Source organism: Streptomyces canus, from assembly GCF_041435015.1.
Lineage (GTDB): Bacteria > Actinomycetota > Actinomycetes > Streptomycetales > Streptomycetaceae > Streptomyces > Streptomyces canus_G.
Genome location: NZ_CP107989.1, coordinates 9,217,774 through 9,244,293, shown reverse-complemented (window position 1 = coordinate 9,244,293; position 26,520 = coordinate 9,217,774). Strand labels below are relative to the sequence as shown.

The window sequence follows — 26,520 nt, the reverse complement described above, 5'->3', positions numbered from 1 at the left end:
CGGGACGCCGGGCGACCACCGGCATCAGCCCGATAGGAAGCCCCGCACATAGGTCGGGAACAGCAGCAGCGCGAAACCCAGCGGCACGAGCGCGACGAGACCCGAGGCCAGCGGCAGCATCGCCGTCCGCAGCGCCCGATGCGCGCCCACGCCCGCGGACCTCGCGGTCTCACGGATGTGCAGCACGCTGACGGCGAGGGTCACCAAGGCGTAGGAGAGCGAGCCGAGGAGACACAGGAACACATAGCCGATGGCGGGTCCGGTCAGCTGCCCGACCACGGCCGCACCGGACAGGACGACGGTGATCAGGAGGTAGGGGAGCACCACGCGCAGGGGCAACGGCTCCATGCCGTCACGGACCTTGGGCGTCACCGTGAAGACGACCTTCCTCGGCCGCAGGCGCTGCACCAGCGCGGCCGCGGCTCCCCAGGCGACCCACGGCCAGCGGGTCAGCCCGAACAGCCAGCCCTCCCAGCTCAGCAGCGGCGCGTCGACGGGCCGCAGCAGGCCGCGTCTGCGCAGCAGCAGGGTGAGCAGGATCAGGAAGAACGACATGGCCCAGAAGTGCAGGAGGAAAGCGCCGTAGTTCACGTTGATCCACGGCCGGCCGGTGACCGCGGCGATCGGCGGCAGCAGCAGTCCGGCGGTGGTCGTCAGCGCGAGCAGCGGATAGTAGGAGAGGGCGAAGGCGAAGCGGATCCGCAGCCGGCCGGGCATGCGCCGCAAATGCTTCGGGAGCATGCCCAGCAGCATGAACACCAGGCTCCGCGACCACTGGAACTCCTGAGTCACCATGGCGGCGAAGGTGATGGGGCCGTCGCCGTGCGCCTCCGCGTCGATGGCGAACGCCCCGTGCCAGCCCGCTGAGTTCAGCAGGAACGTGGTGGCGAAGTCCTCGGCCAGTTCGGGGCCGAGCCCGCCGATGTCCTGGAGAGCACGGGTCCGTACGGCGTAGTGGGAACCGATGCACAGCGGTGCCAGACCGTCGGAGTGGCCCAGTTGCATCGGTCCGTGGAAGGTGGCCTCGCGGTACAGCCGTCCGCGTGCCGACCACGAGGTGCGGGCGTTGGCGTCGCACACGCTGGGTGCGGCGACGTAGCCGATGGCCGGATCGGCGAACGGCCTGACCACTTCCCCCAGGTAGCGGAGGTGCGGTACGTGGTCGACGTCCAACTGGGCGACCACGTCGTAGTCGGAGTAGCCCCAGTGGTCGTAGAAGTGCGCGAGGTTGCCCTCCTTGCACCGGGTGCGGCGGGGCCAGACGTCGCGGTGGTACGACGCGGCACCGCGGCGGCAGGACACGCGCACGGCGTTGGCCTCGCACCAGTCCAGGATCTCCTGGCTCGGGTCCTCGTCGCACAGCCATACGTCGTAGGGGTGCGGGAATTCCTGGCGCAGCATCGCGCTCAGGGTGGTGCGGGCGACCGCCCAGGGCTCCGACGGGGCCCGGGTCACCACGAACGCGGTCCGCAGCCGGGGCACCTCGACGGCGGGGTCGAAGGTGCGCAGCCGTACCATCACGACGACGAAGTACAGCGGCAGCACGGACAGGTACACCAGGAGGGCGCTGTTCACCGCGAAGCCCACCAGGCCGGCCCGGTGTTCCGGACGCAGCCACCACTCCCAGAAGCAGACGAAGGCGGCCCACCAGCCCACCGCGAGCAGGGACACCTTCATCTGGTCGAGGCGCCCCAGCAGCGGAATGCAGGACGCGGGTCCGGGCGTGAGCCTTCTGCGCGGTTTGCCGAAAACCGGTCCGTCGGCGGGCATGTCGACGACGTTGCCCGCCGACAGGGTCCGCAGGTGGGTTCTCAGCATCGCCTCGTCGGTGTGCGCCGCACCCGCAGCACCGTCCAGGGCGGTGCCGGGCGTCCGGCCACCGTGATCCGTCTGGGTCACGACGCGGCGGCGACGGTCGCGCCGACCCGGCAGGAGGCCGCCGTGACGACGCCGTCGTGCTGACCTCCCCGGATCGCGGAGAGCGCGGCGGCGATGTCGTCCGGCCGGGAGGCGAACCATTCCACCGTTCGCCGCAGCCCGTCCTCGATGCCGATTTCGGGGCTCCAGCCCAGGCGCTGCATGGCTCTGGCGATGGTCGGCCGGCGGCGGGTGGGGTCGTCGACCGGCAGCGAGTGGAACTGGATCTCGGCCTGCGATCCCGTGAGGTCGAGAACGAGTTCCGCCAGTTGCAGGACCGTCAGTTCGACGGGGTTCCCGAGGTTGACCGGTCCGGGTTCGTCGTGGTCGAGCATCGCGACGATTCCGCGCACCAGGTCGTCGACGTAGCAGAAACTGCGGGTCTGCTTTCCGTCTCCGTAGACGGTCAACGGCTCCTGGGCGAGTGCCTGGACGACGAAGCTGGAGACGACCCGGCCGTCGTGCGGGCGCATGCGCGGACCATAGGTGTTGAAGATCCGCACGATTCCCGTGTTCGTTCCGCGGTTCGTCCGGTAGGCCTGGGTCAGTGCTTCGGAGAACCTTTTCGCCTCGTCGTAGACGCTGCGCGGGCCGATGGGGTTGACGTGGCCCCAGTACGTCTCGTCCTGAGGGTGTACCTCGGGGTCTCCGTACACCTCGCTCGTGGAGGCGAGCACGAAGCGAGCGGAGTGACGCGCCGCGAGCTGCAGCGCGTTCTCCGTACCTCTGCTGCCCACGGCGAGCGTCTCCAGCGGGCGGGCGAGGTAGTCGGGAGGCGAGGCGGGGCTGGCGAGGTGGGCCACTGCGTCGACGGTGCCCGACACCTCCACGGAAAGGCTGACGTCCCCGCGGACGAGTTCGAAAGCCGGATCTCCGAGAAAGGGGGCGATGTTCGCCGGATCGCCGGTCGAGAAGTCGTCGAGGCATACGACTTCGTCGCCGCGCCGAAGGAGTGCTTCGCATAGATGGGAACCGAGAAAACCGCCGCCACCTGTCACGGCCACACGCATGAAATTCTCCTGGACTCACCGAAGGGATTCCATCGCTCCGCCCGGCGCAGAGTGTGCAGGGTCTTTCACCAGGACAGGAGACGGCCTGTTTCGAAGGCCGCACAATTCACCATATGAGTATTAATAAGACTTTACGGGGAATAGCGACACGGGCTGCGCCGATCAGCGGCACCGGCCGAGGGGACGTCGTCTCTCGTTCTCCCGCCAGCATTCGGTTGTGACGGGTGCACTCCCCCGGCGCGGTTCACCCCTGGGTGTGACGGCGCCGCGTGTCGGTGCGGCGCGGCACACCGGTGTCACGCGGCGCGAGGAGGCCGCTCGTCAGATCGCCTGTGCCGTGCCGCTGCCGGCGAGTACCTCCGGACGCAGGAGGTCCGCCAGGCGCTCGGCCGGCAGCAGGCCCTTCTCGAGGACGAGTTCGGCCACTCCCCGGCCGCTGACGAGGGCCTCCTTGGCGATGTCGGTGGCGGCCGTGTACCCGATGTGCGGGTTGAGGGCGGTGACCAGGCCGATGGAGTTCTCGACCGTCCGGCGCAGCGCCTCGGTGTTGGCGGTGATGCCGTCCACGCAGCGTTCGGCGAGGGTGAGGCAGGCGGCGCGCAGGTGGGTGATCGACTCCGACAGGGAGTGCAGGATGATCGGCTCGAAGGCGTTGAGCTGGAGCTGTCCCGCCTCCGCGGCCATCGTGATGGTCACGTCGTTGCCGATCACCTCGAAGGCGACCTGGTTGACGACCTCCGGGATCACCGGGTTGACCTTCCCCGGCATGATCGACGAACCGGCCTGCACCGGCGGCAGGTTGATCTCGCCGAGGCCCGCGCGCGGCCCGGACGACAGCAGCCGCAGGTCGTTGCAGCTCTTGGAGAGCTTGACCGCGACCCGCTTGAGCACACCGGACATCTGCACGAACGCACCGCAGTCCTGCGTCGCCTCCACCAGGTTGGCCGCGGTCACCAGCGGCAGCCCCGTGATGGCGGCCAGGTGGCGCCGGGCCGACTCGGCGTACCCGGCGGGAGCATTGAGTCCGGTCCCGATCGCCGTGGCACCCAGGTTGATCTCGTGGATCAGCTGGACGGCCTCGTCAAGACGGGACCGATCCTCGTCAATCATGACGGCATAGGCCGAGAACTCCTGGCCCAGCGTCATGGGGACGGCGTCCTGCAACTGTGTACGGCCCATCTTGAGCACGTCGCGGAACTCCACGGCCTTACGGGCGAACGCGTCCTGCAGTACAGCCATCGCCTCGAGCAGTCCATGCACGGCGAAGACCGTCGCTGTCTTGACGGCGGTCGGGTAGACGTCATTGGTCGACTGGCCCAGGTTGACGTCCTCGTTGGGGTGCAGGAACGAGTACTGCCCCTTCTCGTGCCCCAGCAGCTCCAACGCCCGGTTGGCGACGACCTCGTTGGCGTTCATGTTGGTCGAGGTGCCCGCCCCGCCCTGGATCACGTCGACCACGAACTGGTCGTGCAGCTTCCCGTCCCGGATCTCCCGGCAGGCCTCGACGATCGCGGCGGCCTTCCTGGGCTCCAGCAGCCCGAGCTCCTCATTGGCGAGAGCTGCTGCCTCCTTGACGGCGGCGAGCGCGTCGATGAGGTGCGGGTAGGCGGAGATCGGCGTCCCGGTGATGGGGAAGTTCTCGGTGGCACGCAGGGTGTGGACACCCCAGTAGACATCGGCGGGAATATCACGATCCCCGAGCAGGTCGTGCTCACGGCGGGTAACGACGACGCTCATGTGGTTCGGTTCCTCTTTCCGAGAGGGTGAGGGTGAATCTCTTGGGGGCGCGGGGCTGTATCCATGTGCGGCTCCGCCGCGCGGCGCGACCAGCCACTACCGGCCGTCAGCCGCCATTCAAAGCAATCCGGCACATCCTCAGGCGCAAGCCGAGACACCAACGGGCTCCAGCGAACGAACGGGCCGCACACACCCGACCTCAAGGCCGCCTCCAAGAAGCGCCTCCCCCCGGAACTCCGTGAGCAGATCCGGCGACACCCCGGCCCACGCCAACGCCGCCGCGGCAACCGGCACCCGCGCCCGATTCGCCCCGTCGGAGATCTTCACGGCGACAGCGCGCCCATCCGGAAGCGCGGCGACCTGAACGCCCTCGAACCCGTCCTTCGCGAGCAGTCCGGGCACGGCCTTCATCAGCGCGGCCACGTCCCGCCCCGCCCCGGACGCCATCTCGGCATGCTCCCGCATCGCGTCGGCGACCCGGGCCTCGGGGGTACCGGGAGCCGCCGAGGTGATCCGTGCCGCGGCCCGGGCGAGGCCGTGCAGCGAGACGGAGAACAATGGCGCACCGCACCCGTCGACGGTCACCCGCGCGATCCGCTGCCCGGTCAGGTCCTCGACGATCTCGGCGATCGCCTGCTGGAGCGGATGCGAGGGGTCGAGGTACCCCTCGAGAGGCCAGTCGTTGAGCACGCACGTGTACAGCATCGCCGCGTGCTTGCCGGAGCAGTTCTGCGCGAGCCGCGAGGGCGCGCGGCCCTCCCGGATCCACGCGTCCCTCACGGCCGGGCCGAACGGCATGTCCTCGACGTTGCGCAGGGCGTCCTCGGACACGCCCGCGAGCTCCAGGATCCGCCGAGCCCCGGCGAGGTGGCGTTCCTCGCCGGAGTGGCTGGCCGCGGTGAGCGAGAGGAGCTCGCCGTCGAGCGGCAGCCCGGCCCGGACCATGGCGACGGCCTGGACCGGCTTGAGCGCGGACCGCGGGTAGAACGCGGCCTCGATGTCACCGAGTTGGAAACGGACGTCCCCGTCGCCGTCGAGGACGACGACGGAACCGTAGTGGGTGCCCTCGATCAGCCCACCGCGGATGAGGTGGGCGACGGGAGCGTGGAGGGGTTCACGGACCAGGGGTGCGGCCGCGACGGGACTGCTGTGCATCACTTCCTGCTTCTCCGGGGACGTCACGCGGGTCACGCGTGCGTGCCGGTCGATTCGGGCTCGGTATGCGCGCGAGCGATCACGCGCCGGTGGATTCGCTCTCGGTGGAGGTACGGGAGACCCTGCCCCGGACGGCGAACCACCCGGCGATCAGGGCCGCGACGATCAGCGGGAGGCACAGCACGGTGGTGCGGCCGGCGCCGCCGTCGGCGTACATGAGGACCAGGACGGAGGCGAGGAAGGCCAGCGTCACGAGTTCGGTCCACGGGGATCCCGGCAGTCGGTAGCCGGGGCGGGTGAGGTCACCCTTCTCGGTCTTCTGCCAGAAGAGCAGGTGACAGACCATGATCATGCCCCAGGTGGCGAGGATGCCGATGGCGGCGAAGTTGAGCACGATCTCGAACGCGTCGGCGGGGACCACGTAGTTGAGGCCGACACCGAGGACACAGATGCCGCTGGTGAGCAGGATGCCGCCGTAGGGGACCTGGCTCCGGCTCATCACGCCGGTGAACTTCGGGGCGGAGCCGGACATCGCCATGGAGCGCAGGATGCGCCCGGTGCTGTACAGGCCGGAGTTGAGCGAGGACATGGCCGCGGTGAGGACGACGAGGTTCATCACACCGCCGGCCGCCGGGATGCCGATGTTGGACAGGACGGTCACGAAGGGGCTCTCGCCGGCGCTGTACTTGTTCCAGGGCAGCAGCATCGAGAGCAGGAGGACCGAGCCGACGTAGAAGACGCCGACGCGCCACATGATCGAGTTGATCGCCTTGGGCATGATCTTCTCGGGGTTCTCGGTCTCGCCCGCGGCGACGCCGACCAGTTCGACCGAGGCGTAGGCGAAGACGACACCCTGGATGATCAGGAGCATGGGCAGCAGGCCGCTGGGGAAGACGCCGCCGTTGTCGGTGATCAGGGACGGGCCGGGGTGGTGGCCGTCGATCGGGTGCTGGGTGGCCAGCAGGAAGATGCCGATCAGCATGAACGCCACGAGCGCGCCCACCTTGATGATGGCGAACCAGAACTCCAGCTCGCCGAACATCTTCACCGAGATGAGGTTGACGGTGAGGACGACCGCGAGCGCGATGAGCGCGATCACCCACTGCGGGATGTCGGAGAACATGCCCCAGTAGTGGGTGTAGAGGGCGACGGCGGTGATGTCGGCGATGCCGGTGGTGGCCCAGTTCAGGAAGTACATCCAGCCGGCGACGTAGGCGCCCTTCTCGCCGAGGAACTCCCGGGCGTACGACACGAAGGCGCCGGAGGAGGGCCGGTACAGGACGAGTTCGCCGAGAGCCCGCACGACGAGGAAGGCGAAGACTCCGCAGACCGCGTAGGCGATGAACAGGGAGGGGCCGGCGTCGGCCAGACGGCCGCCGGCGCCCAGGAAGAGGCCGGTGCCGATCGCGCCGCCGATGGCGATCATGTTGACGTGTCGTGACTTGAGGGACTTGCTGTAGCCCTCGTCTCCGGCGTCGACATGGCCGGAACGTTTCTGCACTCCGTCGTGCAGTGACTGCTCGCTCACGCCTCGGGTCCGCCTTCCGTGGGACTGTCCGTGCGCGGGGAACGCACGATGTCGGTGAGGGTGGTCTCTACGCGGTCGAGGTGGTGGGACATGGCCTCCACCGCGTCGTGCTCGGAACCGTCGATCAGCGCCTCGACGATCGCGCGGTGCTCGCGGTTGGACTGCTCCCGCCGCCCGCCCAGCTCGTTGAGGAACGCCGACTGACGCGCCAGTGCGTCCCGGATCTCCTCGATGACCCGGCGGAAGACCGGGTTCTGGGCGGCCTCGGCCACGGCGAGGTGGAAGAGGGTGTCCATGGCGACCCACGCCGTGGTGTCGGTCTCCCGTTCCATCCGGTCCAGCAGGTGGGCCAGGTGGTCCAGGTTCTCCGGGGTGCGACGCCGGGCCGCGTACCCGGCGACCGGGATCTCGACGTGGCGGCGCACCTCCAGGAGGTCGCTGGCCGCGTAGTCGCCGAAGGTGGGGTCCTCCACCGCGTTGGCCACGACGAAGGTGCCCTTGCCGGTCTTGGAGACCGTCAGGCCCATGGTCTGCAGGGCCCTGAGGGCCTCACGCAGGACGGGTCGGCTGATCTCCAGGGTGCGGCAGAGCTCCGCCTCGGAGGGGAGCTTGTCGCCGATGGCGTACTCCCCACGCTCGATGGCGTCACGCAGATGCGCCAGCACCGCCTCCATGGCGCTGATGCGCCGCGGAGGCTGACTGGCTGTCCGGCTGTCTGACAGGTTCACGGGAGAGATACTCCGGGCGGCGAGAGGGTGCTGTCAAGGGGCCGGGCGGACGAGGGTGCGAGGAGCCGGAGCCGCCTCGCACCCGCCTGGCGGTCAGCTGCTGAGCGTCCCCGTGGTCAGCAGGCCGAAGAGCAGCAGGCCCACGACGAGCCGGTAGACCACGAAGGCGTTGAAGGAATGCTTGGCCACGAACTTCAGCAGCCAGGCGATGGAGGCGTAGGCGACGACGAAGGAGACGCCCGTGCCGACGGCGAGCGGAGCCGCCCCCACGCCCGCACCGAGGGCGTCCTTGAGCTCGTAGATGCCGGCGCCGGTGAGGGCGGGGATGCCGAGGAAGAACGACAGGCGGGTGGCGGCCACACGGTCCAGGTCGAGGATCAGGGCCGTGGACATGGTCGCGCCGGATCGGGAGAAGCCGGGGAAGAGCAGCGCGAGGATCTGCGAGCTGCCGACCAGCATCGCGTCCTTGAACGAGGTGTCGTCCTCACCGCGCTTGTGCCGCCCCATCTGGTCCGCCGCCCACATCACCCCGCTGCCGACGATCAGGGAGCCCGCGACCACCCACAGGGAGGCGAGCGGTCCCTCGATGAGCGGCTTGGCGGCCAGGCCGACGACGACGATCGGGATGGTCGCGGCGATCACCCACCAGGCGAACTTGTAGTCGTGGTGGTAGCGCTCCTCCTTGTTGACCAGCCCTCTCCCCCACGCGGAGACGATCCGCACGATGTCCTTGAAGAAGTACACGAGCACGGCGGCGATCGCGCCGACCTGGATGACGGCCGAGAACCCGACGACGGCGTCGTCGTCGACGGGGATGTTCATCAAACCCTCGACGATCTTCAGATGGCCGGTGGAGGAGACGGGCAGGAACTCGGTCACCCCCTCGACGGCTCCGAGGACGACGGCCTGACCGACGCTGATGACGCTCATGGGATCCAGTTCTTCTCAGGGGAAGGCAGGTGCGGAGGGCACAGTCTTACTACACGCGGACAAGCGTCGAGGCCTACGCCCACACGGCCCGCGCCAGCGCCACGCCCGCGAAGGCCGCCCCGAGACCCGCCACCACGCTCGCGGCCACGTTGGTCGCCGCGTAGAAGCGTGCCCCGGTCTCGCTGAGCCGCAGGGTCTCGTAGGAGAAGGTCGAGTACGTCGTCAGGGCCCCGCACAGACCGGTGCCCAGGAGGAGCTGGAGGTGGGATCCGCCAGCCCCTTCGGCCACGGCCCCGGTGAGCAGGCCGAGGACCAGACAGCCCGTGACATTGACGGCGAAGGTGCCCCAGGGGAAGAGCGAGTCGTGCCGGGACTGCACCGCGCGGTCGGTGAGATAGCGGAGCGGGGCACCGACCATGGCACCCGTGACGACCAGCATCCAGTTCACAACGACTTCTTACCCTTCATGCCCGTTCTGCCCTGGCTTGCGTCCTGAGTTCCGTCGCGGCCGACGTACCGGATCACCTCGCACGGGTCGAGGGTCACCAGGCCCTCGGTGATGAGTTCGTCGAGCTGCGGCAGGAACTCCCGTACGCGGGTCTCGGTGTCGACGATCACGACGGCCACCGGCAGGTCCTCACTGAGGGACAGCAGCCGGGAGGTGTGGATCAGGGAGGAGGCACCGAAACCCTCGATGCCGCGGAAGACGCTGGCCCCGGCGAGCCCCGCCGCGTGGGCGCGGTGCACGATCTCGGTGTAGAGGGGCTTGTGGTGCCAGGTGTCGTTCTCGCCGATGTAGACGGTCACGCGCAGGGCGCTGCCGGTCAGCCTCGTCATGGCTGCCTCCACTTCAGGACGCGACGGGTCGCTGTGGACGCGAGCCACACCGCGGTGAGGGCCGCGAGCAGCGTCGCGGCGAGATAGGCCAGGCCCGTGGCGGGCCGGCCGCGATCGACGAGTTTCTGGATGTCGACTGCGTAGGTCGAGAAGGTGGTGAAGCCGCCCAGGACGCCGGTGCCGAAAAAGGGGCGGACGAGGCGGTGGGCGGCCCACACGTCGGTGATGACGACCATGAACACGCCGATGACGGCACAGCCGACGACGTTGGTCCAGAAGGTCGCCCAGGGGAATCCGCCGGGCGGGGTGGGCCAGTGGAGGGAGAGGGCGTACCGGGCGGCGGCCCCGAGGGCGCCGCCCAGCGCGACCACCGCGACGACCGGCACCTGACCGTGCCAGAGCGACGGGCGCGCGGGTCCGGCGGGGGCGCGGAGGCTCTCCGGGGCTGTCATGGTCGTGTCTCTCCTACTCGCCGGGGCCCGGCACACGGGCGCGCTCCACCGCAAGTAGGGACCGTTGGCGGCGCCTTCGCCGCGGTTCGGGTACGGCGGGCCCCACCGCCGCGCCGCGAGGGTGATCGCGACCGAGGACCAGGGTAACGCCGGGGCGCCGCCGGGGTCACTTCGCGGCGGGCGGCTCGCACAGCGCGATGCCGCGCTCCCAGAGGCTGCCGAGGACCAGGTGGCCGGAGGCCTCGCAGACGCTGGTGACCATGCGGAAGCGGGAACGGTTGCGGGCGAGGTGGTGGACGACCTCGCCCGTGTCGTCGACCGCGAGGACGCCGATGCTGCCCGTGGGGCGGTAGGGGGCGCGTACGGCGATGCGGGCGGCGGCTCGGCGGACCGGTGGGGCGGCGCGGTGGAGCAGGTCGAGCGGCGGTACCCGGGGCCCGGCGAGCGAGACCCAGATCGGGCCGTCGGGTCCGCCGCGCCAGATGTTGTCGGGCATGCCGGGCAGGTTCTCGGCGAGGGGTTCGGCGCGTCCGGCCTGCGGTCCGTCGAGCCAGTAACGGGTGAGCCGGCGGGCCCCCGTCTCGGCGACGACCAGGAAGGACTCGTCGCCGCTCGCGGCGAGGCCGTTGGCGAACTGGAGCCCCTCCAACAGGACTTCGGGAGTGTCGTCGCCGGGCGCCAGGCGCAGGAGGCTGCCGGTGCCGGTGTGTTCGACGATGTCGCCGATCCACTGGTCCAGGGGGTAACGACGGCTGGAGACGGTGAAGTACACGCTGCCGTCGGACAGCGCGACCACGTTGCTGGCGAACCGCAGCCGCTCCCCCGCCACCTCGTCGGCGATGACGCGTACGGTGCCGTCGGCGAGGTCGACGCCCAGCAGTCCGCGTTCGGCGTCGCACACCAACAGGGCACCGTCCGGGAGGAGTTCGAGGCCGAGCGGCCTGCCGCCGGTCTCGGCGAGCACCTCGACGCGGGCGGCGAGCGGTTCCGTCAGTCCGTCGATGCGCAGGATGCGGCCGTCCGCCACTCCGGTGAGGACCCGGCCGCGGGCGTCGGCTACGACGTCCTCGGGGCCGTGGCCGCCGATCGCGACGTAGTGGCGGGGAGTCAGTGCGGTGGAACGGTCCATCAGGTGCCTGCCCTTCCGGTGCGGGTCGCTACCAGCCCTTCTCGAACATGCGCGCCACCTCGGCGATGCGCATCTCGTCGCGACGGTAGTACGTGCGCCACCGGATTCTCCTGGTACGCAGCAGGCCGATGTCCATGAGCAGGCCGAGGTGGGTCTCCGCGACCGAGCGGCGCACACCGAGCTTGCGTGCGACGGCGTCGGCGGTGACTCCGTCCCGGGCGGGGTCGCCGTGCCGCTGCGGCGGGAAGTGCGCGGCCGGGTCCTTCAGCCACTCCAGGATGTCCAGACGCCGCTGGCCGGCCGGGATCCTCAGCATCTCGTCCCCTCCGCCCTCCTTCTGGGTGCGTCCACTGTCCCGCAGTCGAAGCCGCCCTGTCCCGGAGTCACCGAGCTTGTCCGAGATCGAACTCCTCTGAGAAAAAGGGCTGTTGGCACTCAGGGCGGTCGGGAGGCCAAACGCGGCTGCCTCCGGGGGCTGGGGGCTGGGTCCGGGGTTTTGGGCCGGGCGGGGGTTTTGGGCCGGGCCGGGGTTCGGGGCTTCCTCCGGGGTTCGGGGCCGGTCCTGGACCGGAGGCCGGTTCGGGGTTTGGGGCCTGATCCTGGACCCGGGGCCGGTTCAGGGTTTGGGGCCGGTCCTGGACCCGGGGCCAGTCCGGGGGTTCGGGGCCTGATCCTGGACCCGAGGCAGATCCGGGCCGTGATGCCGGTCCGCCGGCTTGCGGCCGATCCGGTCCGCGAGGCAGAGCCGGGACCCGGGGCCGAGCCGCGAGGCCAATCCCGACCGCAAGCGCATGCGGGCCTGCCTGCGAGGCCAATCCGCGGGCTTGCCGCTCCCTGGGGTGAGGCCCCCTCCGCCCGCGGCTCGTGGTCTCGCGGGCGGAGGGGAGTCGGTTCAGGCGTCGAGCCGGACGACCCGGACGGCGCCCGCCGGGACGGCCAGGCGGCCCGCGGCACGTTCGCCGGTCAGCAGTTCGGTGCCCGCCGCGTCCAGGGGCACCTTGGCCTCCGACGCGGTGTGGTTGATCACGAAGACGTAGGAACCGGACTCTCCGTTGCGCCGGACCACCTCGACGTCGTGGGGCAGGTCGGCGCGCGAGGGGAGCTGGGCGTCCTCGGCGGCCCAGCCGAGCAGCGCGTCAAGGCCCTGGGCGGCCAGGCGCGTGGAGACGTACCAGGCCGTGCCCTCACCGTGGCGGTGCCGGGTGACGGCGGGGTGACCTGCGGCCAGGCCATCCGCGTACGTCCACACCGTCTCGGCGCCGCGCGGCACGACGAACTCGGTCCACACGTCGCCGGTGAGCTCGGAGCCGTCGGGTCCGGTGATCCGCACCAGCTGGTCCGACAGGAGCGGCGAGAACTCCTCGACGGTCAGGCCCAGGACATCCCGCAGCACGCCCGGATGGGCACCCGCGTGGACGGCGTCGTGCTCGTCGACGATGCCGGAGAAGTACGACACGACGAGGGTGCCGCCGTTCTCGACGTACGACTTGAGGTTGTTCCCGGCAGTCTCCGTCATCAGGTACAGGGCGGGAACGACGACAAGGGGATAAACCGACAAGTCGGCTTCCGGGTGGGCGAAGTCGACCGTGAGGTGGCGGTCGTAGAGGGCCTCGTAGAAGGCGTCGGCACGCTCGCGCGCGTCATGGCCCTCGCTGGGGCGCCAGTCGAGGTTCTGCGCCCACCAGGAGTGCCAGTCCCACAGGACGGCCACGTCCGCCTGGGTGCGGGAGCCGCGGACAGGGCTCAACGAGTCCAGAGAGGCGCCCAGTTCGACGACCTCGCGCCACACGCGCGTGTCGGTGCCGCCGTGCGGGACCATCGCCGAGTGGAACTTCTCGGCGCCGCGCCGGGACTGACGCCACTGGAAGAACATGGCGCCCTCGGAGCCGCGGGCCACGTGCGCCAGGGAGTTGCGGGCCATCTGGCCGGGGGCCTTGGCGGGGTTGCGGGGCTGCCAGTTGATGCCCGAGGTGGAGTGCTCCAGCAGGATCCAGGGGGCGCCGCCCGCGACCGAGCGGGTGAGGTCGGCGGCCATGGCGAGGTTGACGTGGGTGCGGCGGCCGTCGGTGATGAGGTAGTGGTCGTTGGTGACGATGTCGACTTCGCGGCCCCAGGCCCAGTAGTCGACGGAGTCGCACTGGCTGAGCGCGGTCATGAAGTTGGTGGTGACCGGGACGCCCGGGGAGAGCCGGTGCAGGATGTCCCGCTCCGTCACGAAGTTCTCCCGCATGGTGGCGTCGGCGAACCGCTTGTAGTCCAGCGCCTGGCCGGGGTTGCCGACGGTGGCCGCGGTACGCGGCGGGTCGATCTGCTCGACGCTCGTGTAGTGCTGGCCCCAGAATGCGGTGCCCCAGGCCTCGTTGACGCCGTCGACGCCGCCGTACGTCGCCGCGAGCCAGCGGCGGAAGTGGGCGGCGCAGGAGTCGCAGTAGCAGGCGGAGACGGGGACGCCGTACTCGTTGTGCACGTGCCACATCGCCAGAGCCGGGTGGTCGGCGTACCGCTCGGCGAGCCGGGTGGTGATGTTGGCGGCGGCCGCCCGGTAGGCACGGTTGCTGTGGCAGATGGCGCCGCGCGAGCCGAACGCGAGGCGGGTGCCGTCGGCCGTGACCGGCAGTGCGTCGGGGTGGGCGCGGTAGAACCAGGCGGGCGGGACGACGGTGGGCGTGCCCAGGTCGACCCGGACGCCGTTCTCGTGCAGCAGTCCGAGGATCCGGTCCAGCCAGCCGAAGTCGTACACGCCGGGTTCCGGCTCCAGGAGCGCCCAGGAGAAGATCCCTACGCTGACCATCGTGACCCCGGCCTCGCGCATCAGCCGGACGTCCTCGTCCCAGACGCTCTCGGGCCACTGCTCCGGGTTGTAGTCCCCGCCGAAGGCAAGCCTGGTGAGGCCCCTGGGGGTGGTCTCCGGCATGGTCTCTCCCGTTTCGAGTGGTTGGGAACGTGCACACACGGCTCCAGAAGTGCGCGGCCCAAGATAACCGTACTGAAGCAACCCTTGCCAAGTGCCTTACAGCAAGCTTTTCTGTGCACGATCCCAGTGTGGTCGCCTCCTGCCCGTGCCGTCCCGCCGCTCGAGCACCCTCGTGCCGCCCACAGGGGCTTAGAGTCTTGACCATGAACAATGCGGGGGCCCGGCGCAAACCACCGACGATCCACGACGTGGCCCGCGTGGCCGGGGTCTCGCGGGGCACCGTCTCGCGCGTCCTCAACGGCGGACATTACGTCAGCCCACCCGCCCTGGAGGCGGTCAACGCCGCCATCCGCAAGACGGGTTACGTCGTCAACCGGCACGCCCGTTCGCTGATCACCGGCCGCTCGGACTCGGTCGGTTTCCTGCTCACGGAGCCCCAGGAGCGGTTCTTCGAGGACCCCAACTTCAACGTGCTGCTGCGCGGCTGCACCCAGGCACTGGCCGCGCACGACATCCCCCTGCTGCTGATGCTGGCGGGCACCGAGGACGAGCGGCGCCGGATCAAGCGGTTCATCACGGCGGGCCACCTCGACGGCGTGCTGCTGGTCACCAGCCACTCCGCCGACCCGGTGGCCGAGGAACTGCACAAGGCGGGCGTGCCCGTCGTGCAGTGCGGCAAACCCATGAGGTCCGGCTCCAAGGTGAGCTACGTGGCCGCGGACGACCGCGACGGCGCCCGTGACATGGTGCGCCATCTGCTGTCCCTGGGTCGCCGCCGGATCGGCATCGTGACAGGCCCGCTGGACTCGCCGGGCGGTGTCGACCGTCTCGCCGGCTACAAGGAGGTGCTGACGGAGGCGGGCGTCGGGATCGACGAGCGGCTCGTCGTCTCCGGCGACTACAGCCGGGCCGCCGGGGAGGCGGGCGCCGAACGGCTGCTGGCGCAGGCTCCCGACCTGGACGCCGTGTTCGTCGCCTCCGACCTCATGGCGCTGGGCGCCCTGACGGCGCTGCGCCGAGCGGGCCGCCGGATCCCCGAGGACGTGGCCGTCGGCGGTTTCGACGACTCCATCGCCGCGACCGAGGCCACTCCTCCCCTCACCACGATCCGCCAGCCCTACGACCGCATCAGCGCCGAGATGGTGCGGGTGCTGCTGGCCCAGCTGGGTGGAGAGGATCCGGCAGCGGTGATCCTGCCCACGGAGCTGGTCCGGCGCGAGTCGACCTGAGGCCGGGCTTCGGGGCTGCCGCCGGCCGCCAGGGCCGCGCAGTCGGTCCTGCTGGTGCGTTCACGCCGCCCGGCGACGCACACATCGACGCGCCTCGGTCCACGTCGAGCAGCGGGCGCCGGTAGGTACGGGCGGTCACTGGCGGGGCGACCCGATCGGCACACACATGGACGATCGTGCGGACGGGCCGCGACGCCCGCGTCGACGACGAACCGGGGCGGCCGCCAGCCGCCAAGGCCACGCAATCGGTCCTGCTGGTGCGTTCACGCCGCCCGGCGACGCACACATCGACGTGCCTCGGTCCCACATCGAGCAGCGGGCGCCGGTAGGTACGGGCGGTCACTGGCGGGGCGACCCGATCGGCACACACATGGACGATCGTGCGGACGGTCCGGGTCGCCCGCGTCGACGACGAGCGTGTCTTAGCCCTGGCCGACGAGGACGCGCCCTCCGCTGGGCGTGAGAACCCGGCGGCCGGTCGGGCACGGTGAGTCGGTCCACGCCACAACCTCCCCCGCCGCGGCCGGCGCCCACGCCCGAGGCGGCAGCGCCGAGCACGCCGTACAGAGAACGCGGCCTCCCCCGACTGGGCGAGTGCGCGCCGGGACGCGCTCACGGCGACCTGACCCGGCGCGTTCGTTTCCGGCGGGCGGTGACCGATCAGGATCGGAGAAGCGCGCCTGCCCTCCCCAGGCCTAGCGTGAAACCACCGACACCGACCGTCGGGAACTTCACGAAGGAGCACACCATGACCGCCGGCCTCAAGACGATCATCTACCCCGTCAAGGACCTGACCGCGGCGAAGGCCCTGTTCAGCGCGCTGCTGGGGGTGGAGCCGTATGCGGACGAGCCGTACTACGTCGGTTTCAAGGACGCGGGACAGGACGTCGGCCTCGACCCGAACGGGCACGCCCGGGGCATGACCGGCCCGGTGCCGTACTGGCACGTCGATGACATCCGGGCGACGCTCGCGGCGCTGGTGGCGGCCGGGGCCGAGACGCTGCAGGACGTCCAGGACGTCGGCGGCGGCAAGCTGATCGCCTTCGTCAAGGACGCGGACGGCAACCTGGTCGGGATCACCCAGGATCCGCAGGCCTGACGCCTCTCCTTGCACATGCACTAGTTGCACAGTCAACAAATGGCGGCATCGGTGTTACCGTGCATGTATGGCGGTGAACACGGTCTCGACCAGCCTCGAGCAACGGTGGCGGGACATCCTGGCGGTGCATGCGCGCACGATGTGCGAGATCGACCGCGTGCTGCACCCGCACGGGCTGGGAGCGAGCGATTTCGAGGTGCTCGACATCCTCGCCACCGAGTCGCCCCGAGAGGGCGACCAGTGCAGGGTGCAGAACCTCGTCGGGCGGGTGCATCTGAGCCAGAGCGCGCTGTCCCGGCTGATCGGCCGCCTGGAGAAGGACGGCCTGGTGGAGCGGTCCATGTGCGTGGAGGACCGGCGGGGGGTGTGGGTGTCCCTCACCCGCAAGGGCCGTGACCTGCACTCCGAGGTGCTGCCGCTGCAGCGCGAAGTGCTGGCGAAGATGCTCGACGGCTAGGGACGCCTGCGTGGTGATCGAGGACGCGGGCCCCGCGCATGCGTGACGGAGAGAGCGCATCGCAGATCACCGAGCACCAGGTGACGACTCCCTGGGAAGGGGTCCTGCTGGAGCCGGCCGCGGGCAGCGGCGCCGGCGTCCTGGTCCTGGCGGGGTCGAGTGGTCGTGTCGTACCGGCCCCGCCCCGGAGCACGCCCTACGCCAACAGCTCCCGTACGGCGGCGAAGGCGGCCTCGACGGTTGCCGGGTCCGCGCCCGGGCGGGCGAGCGCGCTCATGGGGATCGGGGTGACCTCGGGCAGACCCTCGCAGGGAGTCAGCCCGTCGGGGGCGGGTCCGACCGCCGCGAGCAGCGCCACCCCCTGCCCCGTACGGGCGATGTCCAGGACGCCCGCCAGATAGCCGGCGTCCCCGACGACCGTGGCGGGCACTCCTCGCGCGGCCAGGGTCGCGATGGCCCGGCGGCGGATGGCGCACGGGTCCTCGATGGCCACCAGCGGCACCGGAGCGGGCGCCGGCGGCGGCTCCCAGCCGGGCACGGCGTGCCAGGTCAGCGGCAGGCCGCCGACGCGGGTGCCCTCGGTCGCGGCGGCCTCGGTGACGTACACCGCGACATCCACGCTCCCGCGCTCCACGGCCTCCACGAGCCGTGCGGAGCGGTCGATGCGGAAGCGGACCCGGCAGCCGGGCCGTACCGCCTCGACCGCGGCGGTCAGCCGGGGCAGGAACTGGTCGGCGGCGTGCTCGGTGGAACCGATCGTGACCGTGTCGCCGTCGGCACCGAGGAGTGTGCGTACGGCCTCGTCGTGGACGGCGATGATCCGGCGGGCCTGCTCGAGCAGCAGGCGCCCCTCGGTGGTGAAACGGGTGCCGCGTCCCTCGCGCTCCACGACGGCCCGCCCCAGGACCTTCTCGAGTTTGCGCACGTGCTGGCTGACGGCGGACTGGCTCAGGGTGAGGGCCAGGGCGGCCCGGTGGAAGCCGCCGCAGTCGGCTATCGCGGTCAGGCTGCGCAGGGCCACGATGTCCAGGACGGGTTGGGGCATGCCGCGACCCTAGTCGCCCGGCGCGATCGATCGCGATCCCTGATCGGTTTCGATGCGGAATCGTCGTTGGACGTGGTGCGTCACGGCCGGTCATGATGAACGCATGTTGCACACGACCGCTACCGCTGCCCTTCTGACGCAGCGCCGAGTCATCGACTTCGGCGTGGCGTGCAGCGCGCGCTGTCGCTGATCCTCCGCAACCTCTCCTCGCGGTCCGAGCCGACCGCGCTCTCTTCCCGCTGACACGTGACAGCCGTCTCCGGCTGCCCCTTTCCGTACGGATGCCCCCTGCCCTGAAACGGGAGCTGACCCCCTCATGCCCTCACCCTTCTCCTGGGACGAACCCGAAGGTCTCGCCGCGCGCGGCACCCTGATCGTGCTGGCCGGCCGTGGCGAACACGGCGGTGTGTACGAGCGCTTCGGCCGCCGGCTCGCCTTCGACGCCTATCGGGTCCGCGCTCTCGGCGACGCGTCCGCCGACCCCGCCGTGCTCGACGAGGCGGCCAAGCTCCTCGCCGACGAGTCACTGCCCGGCCCGAAGGTGCTGGTCGGCTCCGACACCGGCGCGCTGTACGCCGCCCGGTTGGCCGCCGAGCGGACGCCCGGCGCCGACGCGCTGATCCTCGTCGGTCTGCCCACCTCCCCCTGGACATCGGGGAGTTGGGAGGCCGAGGTCGAGGCCCGTACCGGCTGCCCCACCCACCAGGGGCGCCTCGCGAACGACCCGGACTTCCGGCGGGGCGCGCTCGGATCGCTCCCCGAACCGCCCGAACTCCACCTCGACCGCGTTCAGGTACCCGTCCTGGCGCTGCACGGCAAGGACGACACGGTGAGCCCGGTCGACAAGGCCCTCGCCGCGTACGCGGGTGTCCGCACGTACGCGGGTGTCCGCACGGTCCTGTTCGACGGTGGCCGGCACGACGTCCTCAACGACGCCCTGCACCGCACCGCCGCCGCCTCGGTCGTCCTCTTCCTGGAGCGGCTGCGCCGGTCCCCCGAACTGCCGCTGATCGCCGAGGAGCGGGCATGACCGTCACGACCACCGTCGCGGAGCTCCGCGAGCAACTCGCCTCCGCCACTCCCCCGACCCTGCTGGACGTCCGCTGGGCGCTGGGCGATCCGCACGGACGCGAGCACTACGTCGAGGGACACATCCCGGGCGCGGTCCACGTCGACCTGGACACGGAACTCGCCTCCGCCCCGAGCCCCGAGGGCGGCCGGCATCCGCTGCCCGCGATCGGGGACCTGCAGGAGGCGGCACGCGGGTGGGGCGTCCGGGAGGGCCAACCGGTCGTCGTCTACGACGACTCGGGGAACACGGCTGCCGCCCGGGCCTGGTGGCTCCTGCGGCACGCGGGGCTCGACCAAGTGACGCTGCTCGACGGGGCACTCAGTGCCTGGCGGGCCGCCGGGCTGCCCCTGGAGTCAGGGCTCCCGACGGATCCGCCGCCGGGTGACGTCGTCCTGCGAGCGGGCGCGCTTCCCGTTCTCGATGCCGACGAAGCCGCCGAACTCCCCTTCTCCGGGCTGCTCCTGGACGCACGGGCGGACGAGCGGTACCGCGGGGAGGTGGAGCCGGTCGACCCGCGCGCGGGTCACATCCCGGGCGCCGTGTCCGCGCCGACCGGGCGGAACCTCGCCGCGGACGGCACCTTCCTGCCGGCCGAGGAGCTCCGCAAGCGGCTCGAGGAGCTGGGTGCCGGTACGGCGGACCGGATCGGCGTGTACTGCGGCTCGGGCGTCACCGCCGCCCACCAGATCGCCGCGCTGGAGATCGCCGGGTTCGAAGCGGCCCTCTTCCCCGGTTCCTGGTCCGCGTGGTCCGCCGACCCGGACCGCCCGGCCACGAAGGGAAGCCGGCCATGACGACCCATTCGCCGGCACTGCCGACCACCTTGGACAAGCCCGCCCGGATCACCATCCGCGGGACCGCGAAGACGGGCGGCCGTGTCACGATCCCCCGTTCCGTGCGGAGGACCGCGGGCCCCGTGGGTCTCGTCCTGCTCTGGTTCCTCACCTCGGCCACCGGGGTCCTCCCGGAGTCCGTCCTGGCCTCGCCGGTCGACGTGCTGAAGCAGGCTGTGGAGCTGACCAGGAACGGCGAACTCCCCAGCGCCATAGCCGCGTCGGGCCGCCGCGCGGCGACCGGCTTCCTCATCGGTGCGGTGATCGCGCTGAGCCTGTCCCTGCTCGCCGGGCTGTTCCGGCTCGGCGAGGACGTCATCGACTCCTCGATGGGCATGTTCCGGGCGATCCCGTGGGTGGGTCTGATCCCGCTGTTCATCGTGTGGTTCGGTATCGAGGAGACGCCGAAGATCGCCCTGGTCGCGCTCGGCGTGACGTATCCGCTGTACTTCAACATCTACGGCGGCATCCGCTCCACCGACTCCCAACTCGTCGAGGCCGCACGGATGATGGGGCTCGGCAGGCTGGGGCTGATCACGTACGTGATCCTGCCGAGCGCGCTGCCCGGCGCCCTCGTGGGGCTCCGGTACGCGCTGTCCACCGCCTGGCTGGCGCTGGTCTTCGCCGAGCAGATCAACGCGGACGCGGGCCTCGGCTATCTGATGAGCAACGCCCAGCAGTACTTCCGCACGGACGTCATCGTGCTCTGCCTCGTCGTGTACGCGCTCCTCGGACTCGCCTGTGACTTCGCCGTACGGATCCTTTCGCGCCGCCTGCTGACCTGGCGGGCCAACTTCGAGGGCGAGGCATAGGCATGGCCGACAGTGTGGAGATACGGGGGCTTTCGCGGGCCTTCGACGGCAACACCGTGCTGCACGAGCTCGATCTCGACATCCGGGAGGGCGAGTTCGTGGCCCTGCTCGGCCACAGCGGCTGCGGAAAGTCGACGCTGCTCAGGATCCTCGCCGGGCTCGACGAGGAGATCGGCGGCGAGGTCACCGTGCCCGCCCGCCGCAGTGCCGCCTTCCAGTCGCCGAGGCTGCTGCCGTGGCTGAAGGTGTGGCGCAACGTCGTCCTCGGGCTGCCCGGGCGTCCGGACCGTGCCCTGGCCGAGCGGGCCCTCGCCGAGGTCGGCATCGCCGACCGCGCCTCTGTGTGGCCCAAGACGCTCTCCGGTGGCCAGGCCCAGCGCGTCTCCCTGGCCCGCGCTCTGGTCCGCGAGCCCGAACTGCTGCTGCTGGACGAGCCGTTCGGCGCCCTCGACGCCCTCACCCGGGGCCGGGTGCAGCAGCTGGTGGCCGAGCTGTGGCAGCGGCACGGCTGCGCGATCCTCCTGGTCACCCATGACGTGGAGGAGGCGCTGCTGCTCGCCGACCGGGTGCTGGTGATGGACGAGGGCCGTATCGCCCACGAACTCACCGTCGACCTGCCCCGCCCCCGCGACCTGACCGCCCCCGAGTTCGTCACCCTGCGCGCCCGCCTCCTGAACTGGCTCGGCGTGACCCGTACGTGGGAAGGAACCCCGTCGTGATCCGCAGAATCGCAGCCGCCGCACTGAGCCTCTCCGCCCTGCTGGCGCTGACCGCCTGCGGCGCGGACTCCTCGGCGGACGCCTCGTCGAAGGACGGCACCCTCGTCATCGGCGACCAGGCCAAGACCCTCCAGACCATCGTCGCCGCCTCCGACGCCCTCAAGGGCGCCGAGTACAAGGTGAAGTGGGCCGAGTTCGAGGGCGCGGCCCCGCTCTACCAGGCCGTGCAGGCGGGCGCCGCCGACACGACGTACTCCGCGGATCTCCCCGCCCTCCAGGCGCTCAGCGGTGGGGTGAAGTTCAAGAACGTGGCCGCCCTGAAGAACGACGGCCGGCATGTCGGCATCGTCGTCGGCAAGGACTCCGGCATCGACAGCGTCAAGGACCTCAAAAGCCAGAAGGTCGTGGTGTCCTCCGCGAAGGGCAGCATCGCCGAGTACCTGCTGGCCAATGCGCTCCAGCAGAACGGGCTCAGCTACGCGGACGTGAAGGTGCAGTATCTGCTGCCGACCGACGCGCAGGCCGCCTTCGCCTCCGGGAAGATCAAGGCCTGGGCGACCTTCGGCGTCTACCAGGCCGTCGGCCTGGAGCAGGGCGGCAAGCTGCTCGTGGACGGTGCCGACGGCCGGGTCAGCGGCTACGGCTTCGTCGGCGCCTCCGACCAGGCCCTCGCCGACCCTGCGAAGAAGGCCGCGCTCGCCGACTTCCTCAGGCGGCTCGGTACCGCCCTGGAATGGACCAGCACCCACCAGGACGCCTACGCCGAGGCCATCGAGACCCGCAACGGCGCCGACGCCTCCGTGGCGAGGACGCTGGCCTCGGCGGCGTACAGCAAGGTCCTGCCGATCACCGACGACGTGAACACGACCGTCCAGGACGTGGCCGACCTCATGAACGGCATCGGTGTTCTGGAGCCCAACGTGGACGTGGCGAAGTCGGCCGACACGTCTCTTCTCCCCTAGGAGCCCTCATGCCTGTCGAGTTCATCAGTGCCGTCCACACCGACTCCGGAGCCTCAGGGCCCGCCGCCGCGAGCCGCATCGGCTTCGACCGCGACCACCTGCGCAGGTACGCCCGCGCCCTGGACGACGGCGGCTTCGACCACACCCTGGTCGCCTATCACTCGGCGTCGCCGGACGCCTTCCAGGTCGCCCAGTTCGTCGCGACCCACACCGAACGCATCCGCCCGATCCTGGCCCACCGGCCCGGCGTCGTCTTCCCCACCCACGCGTCCCGCGCCCTCGCCACCCTGGACCGGATCAGCGACGGGCGGCTGAGCGTCCACATCATCTCCGGCGGCAGCGACGAGGAACAGCGCAGGGAGGGTGACTATCTCAACAAGGCCGAGCGGTACGAGCGTTCGGACGAGTACATCCAGATCCTGAGGAAGGTGTGGCAGTCCGACGGTCCGGTCTCGCACGAGGGCAGGCACTTCCGGTTCGAGGGCTACTACTCGGACGTGAAGCCGGTGAACGGGCTGATCCCCATCTCCGTCGGCGGCTCCTCGCCGGACGCGTACCGGGTCGGCGGACAGCAGGGCGACATCTTCGGCCTGTGGGGCGAGCCGCTCAAGGAGACCGGCGAACAGATCGCCGCCGTGAACGCGGTCGCCGATGCCGCAGGTCGCCCCCACCCCCGGATCTGGGTGTCGTTCCGCCCGATCATCGCGCCCACCGACGAACTGGCCTGGGAGAAGGCGCACCGCACGCTCGGCGTCCTCAAGGACCAGGCGCGCAACACCGAGTTGCTGCGGCACTACCGCACCACCGGGCGCCCGGCCAACGTGGGCTCGCAGCGCCTCCTCGACATCGCCGAGCGGGGCGAGGTCTACGACCGCTGCCTGTGGACCGCCCCGGCGGTCGCCACCAACGCGGCCGGGGCGTCCACCGCCCTGGTCGGCTCTCCGGAGACCGTGGCGCAGGCCTTGCTCGACTACGTCGACATCGGCTGCGACCTGCTGTCGATCCGCGGCTACGACCCGCTCAACGACGCCGTCGACTACGCCCGTCACGTCCTGCCGCTCGTCCGGCAGGAACTCGCCCACCGCGCCGCCACCGGCCAAGCCGCCTGAGGGAGACCCCACCCCGTGTTGTTCCGACGTTCCCTGCGCACGTCCGCAGCCGCTCTCGCCCTGCTCCTGCCGTTCGCCACGGCCTGCGGGACCGCAGCGTGGGCGGAGTCGCACGGTGTGCGGGCCGTGGAGAAACGAGTGCGCTGAACCCATGACGGCAACGCAAGACACCACCGTGTCGGCGCGCTTCCTGGGGCTGCTGGCCCGCGATCTGCCGCCCGACAGGCTGAGCACGGACCCGGGTGTGCTCGCCGCCCACGCCACCGACCGCTCGGGCACCCGGCCCACCGGCGAGCCGCTGGCCGTGGTCCATGCCCGGCGCACGGAGGACGTGACCGTCACGCTGCGGCACGCCCACGAACTGGGCGTACCGGTCGTCCCGCGGGGCGCGGGCACCGGCCTGTCGGGCGGGGCGACGGCGGACGAGGGCGCCCTGGTGCTGGATCTCTCCGGGATGAACCGCATCCGCGAGCTCTCGGCCGACGACCAGCTCACCGTCGTCGAACCAGGCGTGATCACCGCCGAGTTGGACCGGGCCGCGAGTGCGCACGGACTGCGGTACGCGCCCGATCCGGCGAGTGCGGCCCTGTCCACCATCGGCGGGAACATCGCGACCAACGCGGGCGGCCTGCGGTGCGCGAAGTACGGGGTGACCCGGGACAGCGTGCTCGGTCTGGAGGCCGTCCTCGCCGACGGGACGGTGATCGGCACCGGCCGTCGTACGGTCAAGGGGGTCACCGGCTATGACCTCACCGCGCTGCTGACCGGCTCGGAGGGCACCCTCGCGGTGATCACCTCGGCGACGCTTCGGCTCAGGCCGGTTCCCGTGGCGACGGCCACGCTCGCCGCGTACTTCCCGTCCTTCGAGGCGGCGGCCGAGGCGTCGTACGCGATCGCCCGGGCCGGGGTCGAGCCGGCGCTGGCCGAGCTCGTCGACGGGCCCGTGCTGCACGCCATCGATCCGGCGCTGCGGGAGCGGGGGGCCGCGCTGCTGGTGGTGCAGTGCGACGGGGCGGGTGCGGCAGCCGAGGCGGCAGCCGTCGCCGGGCTGCTCGGGCCCCTCGCCTCGACGGTGGAGACGACGGAGGACCCCGCCGAGGCCGAGGCGCTGCTGGCAGCCCGCCGGCTCGCGCTGCCCGCGCTGGAGCGGCTGGGCCGGCCACTGATCGAGGACATCGCGGTGCCGCGCTCCCGGCTCGCTCGGGCCGTGCGGGAGATCCGGGCGATCTCGGCCCGCCACGACGTCCCGGTATTCACCATCGCGCACGCGGCGGACGGCAACCTGCACCCGATCATCGTCGTCGACCCGGACCTGGACCGGCTGCCGGACGCCGCGTGGGAGGCGGCCGGAGAGATCTTCGCGCTGGCGCTCAGGCTCGGGGGCACGCTGACCGGTGAACACGGGGTGGGCGTGCTCAAGCGGCAGTGGGTGGCCGAGGAACTCGGGTCCGCCGCACACGCGTTGCAGCGCCGGATCAAGGAGGTGTTCGATCCGCGGGGCATTCTCAACCCCGGAAAGGCGCTGTGAAACCCGCGTCCGCTCCTGCCCGGCATGACCGCCCGTCCGCGGGTCATGTTGAACAGCAGACGCCGAGCGGGGAAGGGGGTGGACGCCTTGGCCGTGGGAGAGGACCGGGCGGCCGGGTTCCACAGCTACGCGACGAACTCCCTGGAGGAGGCGCACGACGCGATCGCGGCCCACTACTACGACCTGCGTCTCGAAGTCGCGGGCCGGGCCACGGAGTTCGAGACCAGGCTCAGCGTCGTCGACCTCGGCGCGCTCACCGTGGGCGACGTCCGCTTCGGCACCGAGATGCGGATGAGTTTCGGCGAGCCGGGCGTCTACCACGTCGCCGTGCCCTTCGGCGGCTGCTTCAGCGTCCAGGAGGGGCACGGGGGCACGGATTTCGCGACCGCGCGGCGGGCGCTCGTCTTCGACCCGGCGCGGGACATCCGCATCGACACCTGGTCCGGCGACTGCCAGGCACTCACCGTCAAGATCGACAAGGCGGCCGTGCTCAGGCAGTTGGAGGTGCTGCTGGGCCGGTCGGTGCGGCGCCCGCCCCGCTTCGGGCCGTACATGGACGTCTCGCGGGGGCCGGGCCAGAGCTGGATGCGCCTCGCGATGTGGAACCTGCTCGAACGGAACGTCCCGCTCGGACTGCTGAGCCATCCGATGATCCGCGGCCGTCTCGAACAGACCCTCCTGGAGGGAATACTGCTGGCCACCGACCACACCTTCCGCGACGCGCTGGAGGCCCCTCCCCCGCCGATGCGCCCGGCGTCGGTGAAACGGGTCATGGACGCCGTACAGGAGCTGCCCGCCGAGCCGTATGACGCGAACCGGCTCGCGACCATCGCCCAGGTCAGTCTGCGCACACTGCAGGAAGCTTTCCGCAGCCATGTCGGCATGTCGCCCATGGCGTACGTCCACGAGGTACGGCTCCAGCGCGTCCACCGGCAGCTGCGGGCGGCGGCGCCGGGCACGACGACTGTGACAGCAGTGGCTCACGCGTGGGGGTTCGTCCATCTGGGCCGGTTCGCGCGGCGGTACCGGGAACGCTACGGGGAGTCACCCTCGCAGACACTGCGCACCACGTGAGCCGTCGCGTCCGCCGATCCGCCGCGCTTTGCGGACATGCGCCACGTATTCCGGAGCGACGGCCGTCCGGATCGGTCCTATGGTCGGGTCACGGCGATCGCACGGCGCGCCGGGGATGAGCAGGGTCGGCGCCGCTCATCTCTGTTTTCGCATGCGAGAACCGGGGCGCGGCGGCGGGAGCAGTCCGCACCCCTCTGCGGGCCCGGCCGCTCCCCCTCCGTCGCATGTGGTGGCCGGGCCCCAC

26 protein-coding genes are annotated in these 26,520 nt (G+C 71.0%); 12 read left to right on the top strand and 14 right to left on the bottom strand.

The window, feature by feature from the left end:
* Positions 1-24: 24 nt before the first annotated feature.
* From OG841_RS42040 to OG841_RS41980, 13 genes are all read right to left on the bottom strand, one after another.
* The gene (locus tag OG841_RS42040) at positions 25-1,899 is read right to left on the bottom strand and encodes a glycosyltransferase (protein ID WP_371569653.1); all 1,875 of its coding nucleotides are present in this window, start codon (positions 1,897-1,899) and stop codon (positions 25-27) included.
* A complete protein-coding gene (locus OG841_RS42035) occupies positions 1,896-2,927 on the bottom strand; it encodes a UDP-glucuronic acid decarboxylase family protein (RefSeq protein ID WP_328636566.1) in 1,032 nt (343 codons plus the stop codon). Before OG841_RS42035 ends, OG841_RS42040 begins: the two co-directional genes overlap by 4 nt.
* Before the next feature lie 321 nt (positions 2,928-3,248).
* Positions 3,249-4,664 (bottom strand): aspartate ammonia-lyase, encoded by a 1,416-nt coding sequence (aspA, locus tag OG841_RS42030; RefSeq protein WP_328636567.1) that lies wholly within the window; start codon positions 4,662-4,664, stop codon positions 3,249-3,251.
* A gap of 138 nt (positions 4,665-4,802) precedes the next feature.
* Positions 4,803-5,819 (bottom strand): asparaginase, encoded by a 1,017-nt coding sequence (locus OG841_RS42025; protein WP_365116905.1) that lies wholly within the window; start codon positions 5,817-5,819, stop codon positions 4,803-4,805.
* Positions 5,820-5,898: 79 nt separating this feature from the next.
* On the bottom strand, positions 5,899-7,347 hold the full coding sequence (locus tag OG841_RS42020; RefSeq protein ID WP_365116902.1) for an amino acid permease: 1,449 nt from the start codon (positions 7,345-7,347) through the stop codon (positions 5,899-5,901).
* Positions 7,344-8,021 (bottom strand): FadR/GntR family transcriptional regulator, encoded by a 678-nt coding sequence (locus tag OG841_RS42015; RefSeq protein WP_306986815.1) that lies wholly within the window; start codon positions 8,019-8,021, stop codon positions 7,344-7,346. The genes OG841_RS42020 and OG841_RS42015 overlap by 4 nt, the downstream gene beginning before the upstream one ends.
* Before the next feature lie 147 nt (positions 8,022-8,168).
* The gene (locus tag OG841_RS42010; protein WP_328636570.1) at positions 8,169-9,005 is read right to left on the bottom strand and encodes an undecaprenyl-diphosphate phosphatase; all 837 of its coding nucleotides are present in this window, start codon (positions 9,003-9,005) and stop codon (positions 8,169-8,171) included.
* A gap of 73 nt (positions 9,006-9,078) precedes the next feature.
* Positions 9,079-9,453: a fluoride efflux transporter CrcB gene (gene crcB / locus OG841_RS42005; RefSeq protein ID WP_328636571.1), complete on the bottom strand. Its 375-nt coding sequence runs from the start codon at positions 9,451-9,453 to the stop codon at positions 9,079-9,081.
* Positions 9,450-9,842, bottom strand: coding sequence for a DUF190 domain-containing protein (locus OG841_RS42000; protein WP_328636572.1), 393 nt, complete (start codon positions 9,840-9,842; stop codon positions 9,450-9,452). Before OG841_RS42000 ends, crcB (OG841_RS42005) begins: the two co-directional genes overlap by 4 nt.
* Positions 9,839-10,294, bottom strand: a complete 456-nt coding sequence (gene crcB / locus OG841_RS41995) for a fluoride efflux transporter CrcB (RefSeq protein WP_328636573.1) — start codon at positions 10,292-10,294, stop codon at positions 9,839-9,841. Before crcB (OG841_RS41995) ends, OG841_RS42000 begins: the two co-directional genes overlap by 4 nt.
* A 166-nt stretch (positions 10,295-10,460) precedes the next feature.
* Positions 10,461-11,423, bottom strand: coding sequence for an SMP-30/gluconolactonase/LRE family protein (locus OG841_RS41990; RefSeq protein ID WP_328636574.1), 963 nt, complete (start codon positions 11,421-11,423; stop codon positions 10,461-10,463).
* Between the two features lie 28 nt (positions 11,424-11,451).
* On the bottom strand, positions 11,452-11,739 hold the full coding sequence (locus tag OG841_RS41985; RefSeq protein WP_328636575.1) for a helix-turn-helix domain-containing protein: 288 nt from the start codon (positions 11,737-11,739) through the stop codon (positions 11,452-11,454).
* Positions 11,740-12,315: 576 nt separating this feature from the next.
* Entirely contained in the window at positions 12,316-14,337 is a 2,022-nt protein-coding gene (locus OG841_RS41980; protein ID WP_328636576.1) for a beta-galactosidase, read from the bottom strand.
* A 197-nt stretch (positions 14,338-14,534) separates the two neighbouring features.
* Here OG841_RS41980 and OG841_RS41975 point away from each other — a divergent pair, with 197 nt between their 5' ends.
* From OG841_RS41975 to OG841_RS41965, 3 genes are all read left to right on the top strand, one after another.
* Positions 14,535-15,566 (top strand): LacI family DNA-binding transcriptional regulator, encoded by a 1,032-nt coding sequence (locus OG841_RS41975; RefSeq protein WP_328636577.1) that lies wholly within the window; start codon positions 14,535-14,537, stop codon positions 15,564-15,566.
* Positions 15,567-16,314: 748 nt separating this feature from the next.
* Positions 16,315-16,665 carry a VOC family protein gene (locus tag OG841_RS41970; RefSeq protein ID WP_280855727.1) on the top strand — a complete coding sequence of 117 codons (351 nt, stop codon included), beginning with the start codon at positions 16,315-16,317 and terminating at the stop codon, positions 16,663-16,665.
* Positions 16,666-16,732: 67 nt separating this feature from the next.
* Complete coding sequence (locus tag OG841_RS41965) at positions 16,733-17,122, top strand: MarR family winged helix-turn-helix transcriptional regulator (protein ID WP_328636578.1); 390 nt, start codon at positions 16,733-16,735, stop codon at positions 17,120-17,122.
* 196 nt (positions 17,123-17,318) lie between these two features.
* Here OG841_RS41965 and OG841_RS41960 read toward each other — a convergent pair whose 3' ends face one another.
* The gene (locus OG841_RS41960) at positions 17,319-18,167 is read right to left on the bottom strand and encodes a LysR family transcriptional regulator (protein WP_328636579.1); all 849 of its coding nucleotides are present in this window, start codon (positions 18,165-18,167) and stop codon (positions 17,319-17,321) included.
* Positions 18,168-18,483: 316 nt separating this feature from the next.
* On the opposite strand from OG841_RS41960, the gene OG841_RS41955 reads away from it, so the two are divergent.
* From OG841_RS41955 to OG841_RS41915, 9 genes are all read left to right on the top strand, one after another.
* Positions 18,484-19,197 (top strand): alpha/beta hydrolase, encoded by a 714-nt coding sequence (locus OG841_RS41955; protein ID WP_328636580.1) that lies wholly within the window; start codon positions 18,484-18,486, stop codon positions 19,195-19,197.
* Positions 19,194-20,033 (top strand): sulfurtransferase, encoded by an 840-nt coding sequence (locus OG841_RS41950; RefSeq protein ID WP_328636581.1) that lies wholly within the window; start codon positions 19,194-19,196, stop codon positions 20,031-20,033. Before OG841_RS41955 ends, OG841_RS41950 begins: the two co-directional genes overlap by 4 nt.
* Positions 20,030-20,884: an ABC transporter permease gene (locus tag OG841_RS41945; RefSeq protein WP_328636582.1), complete on the top strand. Its 855-nt coding sequence runs from the start codon at positions 20,030-20,032 to the stop codon at positions 20,882-20,884. The genes OG841_RS41950 and OG841_RS41945 overlap by 4 nt, the downstream gene beginning before the upstream one ends.
* 2 nt (positions 20,885-20,886) lie before the next feature.
* The gene (locus OG841_RS41940) at positions 20,887-21,603 is read left to right on the top strand and encodes an ABC transporter ATP-binding protein (protein ID WP_328636583.1); all 717 of its coding nucleotides are present in this window, start codon (positions 20,887-20,889) and stop codon (positions 21,601-21,603) included.
* Positions 21,600-22,565 (top strand): ABC transporter substrate-binding protein, encoded by a 966-nt coding sequence (locus tag OG841_RS41935; RefSeq protein ID WP_328636584.1) that lies wholly within the window; start codon positions 21,600-21,602, stop codon positions 22,563-22,565. Before OG841_RS41940 ends, OG841_RS41935 begins: the two co-directional genes overlap by 4 nt.
* An 8-nt stretch (positions 22,566-22,573) precedes the next feature.
* On the top strand, positions 22,574-23,674 hold the full coding sequence (locus tag OG841_RS41930; protein ID WP_371569647.1) for an LLM class flavin-dependent oxidoreductase: 1,101 nt from the start codon (positions 22,574-22,576) through the stop codon (positions 23,672-23,674).
* 15 nt (positions 23,675-23,689) lie between these two features.
* Positions 23,690-23,821 (top strand): hypothetical protein, encoded by a 132-nt coding sequence (locus tag OG841_RS41925; RefSeq protein ID WP_328636586.1) that lies wholly within the window; start codon positions 23,690-23,692, stop codon positions 23,819-23,821.
* A 4-nt stretch (positions 23,822-23,825) separates the two neighbouring features.
* Positions 23,826-25,202, top strand: a complete 1,377-nt coding sequence (locus tag OG841_RS41920) for an FAD-binding oxidoreductase (protein WP_328636587.1) — start codon at positions 23,826-23,828, stop codon at positions 25,200-25,202.
* Between the two features lie 93 nt (positions 25,203-25,295).
* On the top strand, positions 25,296-26,276 hold the full coding sequence (locus OG841_RS41915; protein ID WP_371570985.1) for an AraC family transcriptional regulator: 981 nt from the start codon (positions 25,296-25,298) through the stop codon (positions 26,274-26,276).
* Positions 26,277-26,520 lie beyond the last annotated feature (244 nt).

Excerpts from the sequence above, each read along its gene's own strand:
- OG841_RS41930 (WP_371569647.1), top strand. The coding sequence starts at position 22,574 with ATGCCTGTCGAGTTCATCAGTGCCGTCCACACCGACTCCGGAGCCTCA.
- OG841_RS41960 (WP_328636579.1), bottom strand. The coding sequence starts at position 18,167 with ATGCCCCAACCCGTCCTGGACATCGTGGCCCTGCGCAGCCTGACCGCG.
- OG841_RS41950 (WP_328636581.1), top strand. The coding sequence starts at position 19,194 with ATGACCGTCACGACCACCGTCGCGGAGCTCCGCGAGCAACTCGCCTCC.
- crcB (WP_328636573.1), bottom strand. The coding sequence starts at position 10,294 with ATGACAGCCCCGGAGAGCCTCCGCGCCCCCGCCGGACCCGCGCGCCCG.
- OG841_RS41920 (WP_328636587.1), top strand. The coding sequence starts at position 23,826 with ATGACGGCAACGCAAGACACCACCGTGTCGGCGCGCTTCCTGGGGCTG.
- OG841_RS41940 (WP_328636583.1), top strand. The coding sequence starts at position 20,887 with ATGGCCGACAGTGTGGAGATACGGGGGCTTTCGCGGGCCTTCGACGGC.
- OG841_RS42000 (WP_328636572.1), bottom strand. The coding sequence starts at position 9,842 with ATGACGAGGCTGACCGGCAGCGCCCTGCGCGTGACCGTCTACATCGGC.
- OG841_RS41955 (WP_328636580.1), top strand. The coding sequence starts at position 18,484 with ATGCCCTCACCCTTCTCCTGGGACGAACCCGAAGGTCTCGCCGCGCGC.
- OG841_RS41965 (WP_328636578.1), top strand. The coding sequence starts at position 16,733 with ATGGCGGTGAACACGGTCTCGACCAGCCTCGAGCAACGGTGGCGGGAC.
- OG841_RS41970 (WP_280855727.1), top strand. The coding sequence starts at position 16,315 with ATGACCGCCGGCCTCAAGACGATCATCTACCCCGTCAAGGACCTGACC.
- OG841_RS41990 (WP_328636574.1), bottom strand. The coding sequence starts at position 11,423 with ATGGACCGTTCCACCGCACTGACTCCCCGCCACTACGTCGCGATCGGC.
- OG841_RS41985 (WP_328636575.1), bottom strand. The coding sequence starts at position 11,739 with ATGCTGAGGATCCCGGCCGGCCAGCGGCGTCTGGACATCCTGGAGTGG.
- OG841_RS42035 (WP_328636566.1), bottom strand. The coding sequence starts at position 2,927 with ATGCGTGTGGCCGTGACAGGTGGCGGCGGTTTTCTCGGTTCCCATCTA.
- aspA (WP_328636567.1), bottom strand. The coding sequence starts at position 4,664 with ATGAGCGTCGTCGTTACCCGCCGTGAGCACGACCTGCTCGGGGATCGT.
- OG841_RS41945 (WP_328636582.1), top strand. The coding sequence starts at position 20,030 with ATGACGACCCATTCGCCGGCACTGCCGACCACCTTGGACAAGCCCGCC.
- OG841_RS42015 (WP_306986815.1), bottom strand. The coding sequence starts at position 8,021 with ATGGAGGCGGTGCTGGCGCATCTGCGTGACGCCATCGAGCGTGGGGAG.
- OG841_RS42010 (WP_328636570.1), bottom strand. The coding sequence starts at position 9,005 with ATGAGCGTCATCAGCGTCGGTCAGGCCGTCGTCCTCGGAGCCGTCGAG.
- OG841_RS42025 (WP_365116905.1), bottom strand. The coding sequence starts at position 5,819 with ATGCACAGCAGTCCCGTCGCGGCCGCACCCCTGGTCCGTGAACCCCTC.
- OG841_RS41980 (WP_328636576.1), bottom strand. The coding sequence starts at position 14,337 with ATGCCGGAGACCACCCCCAGGGGCCTCACCAGGCTTGCCTTCGGCGGG.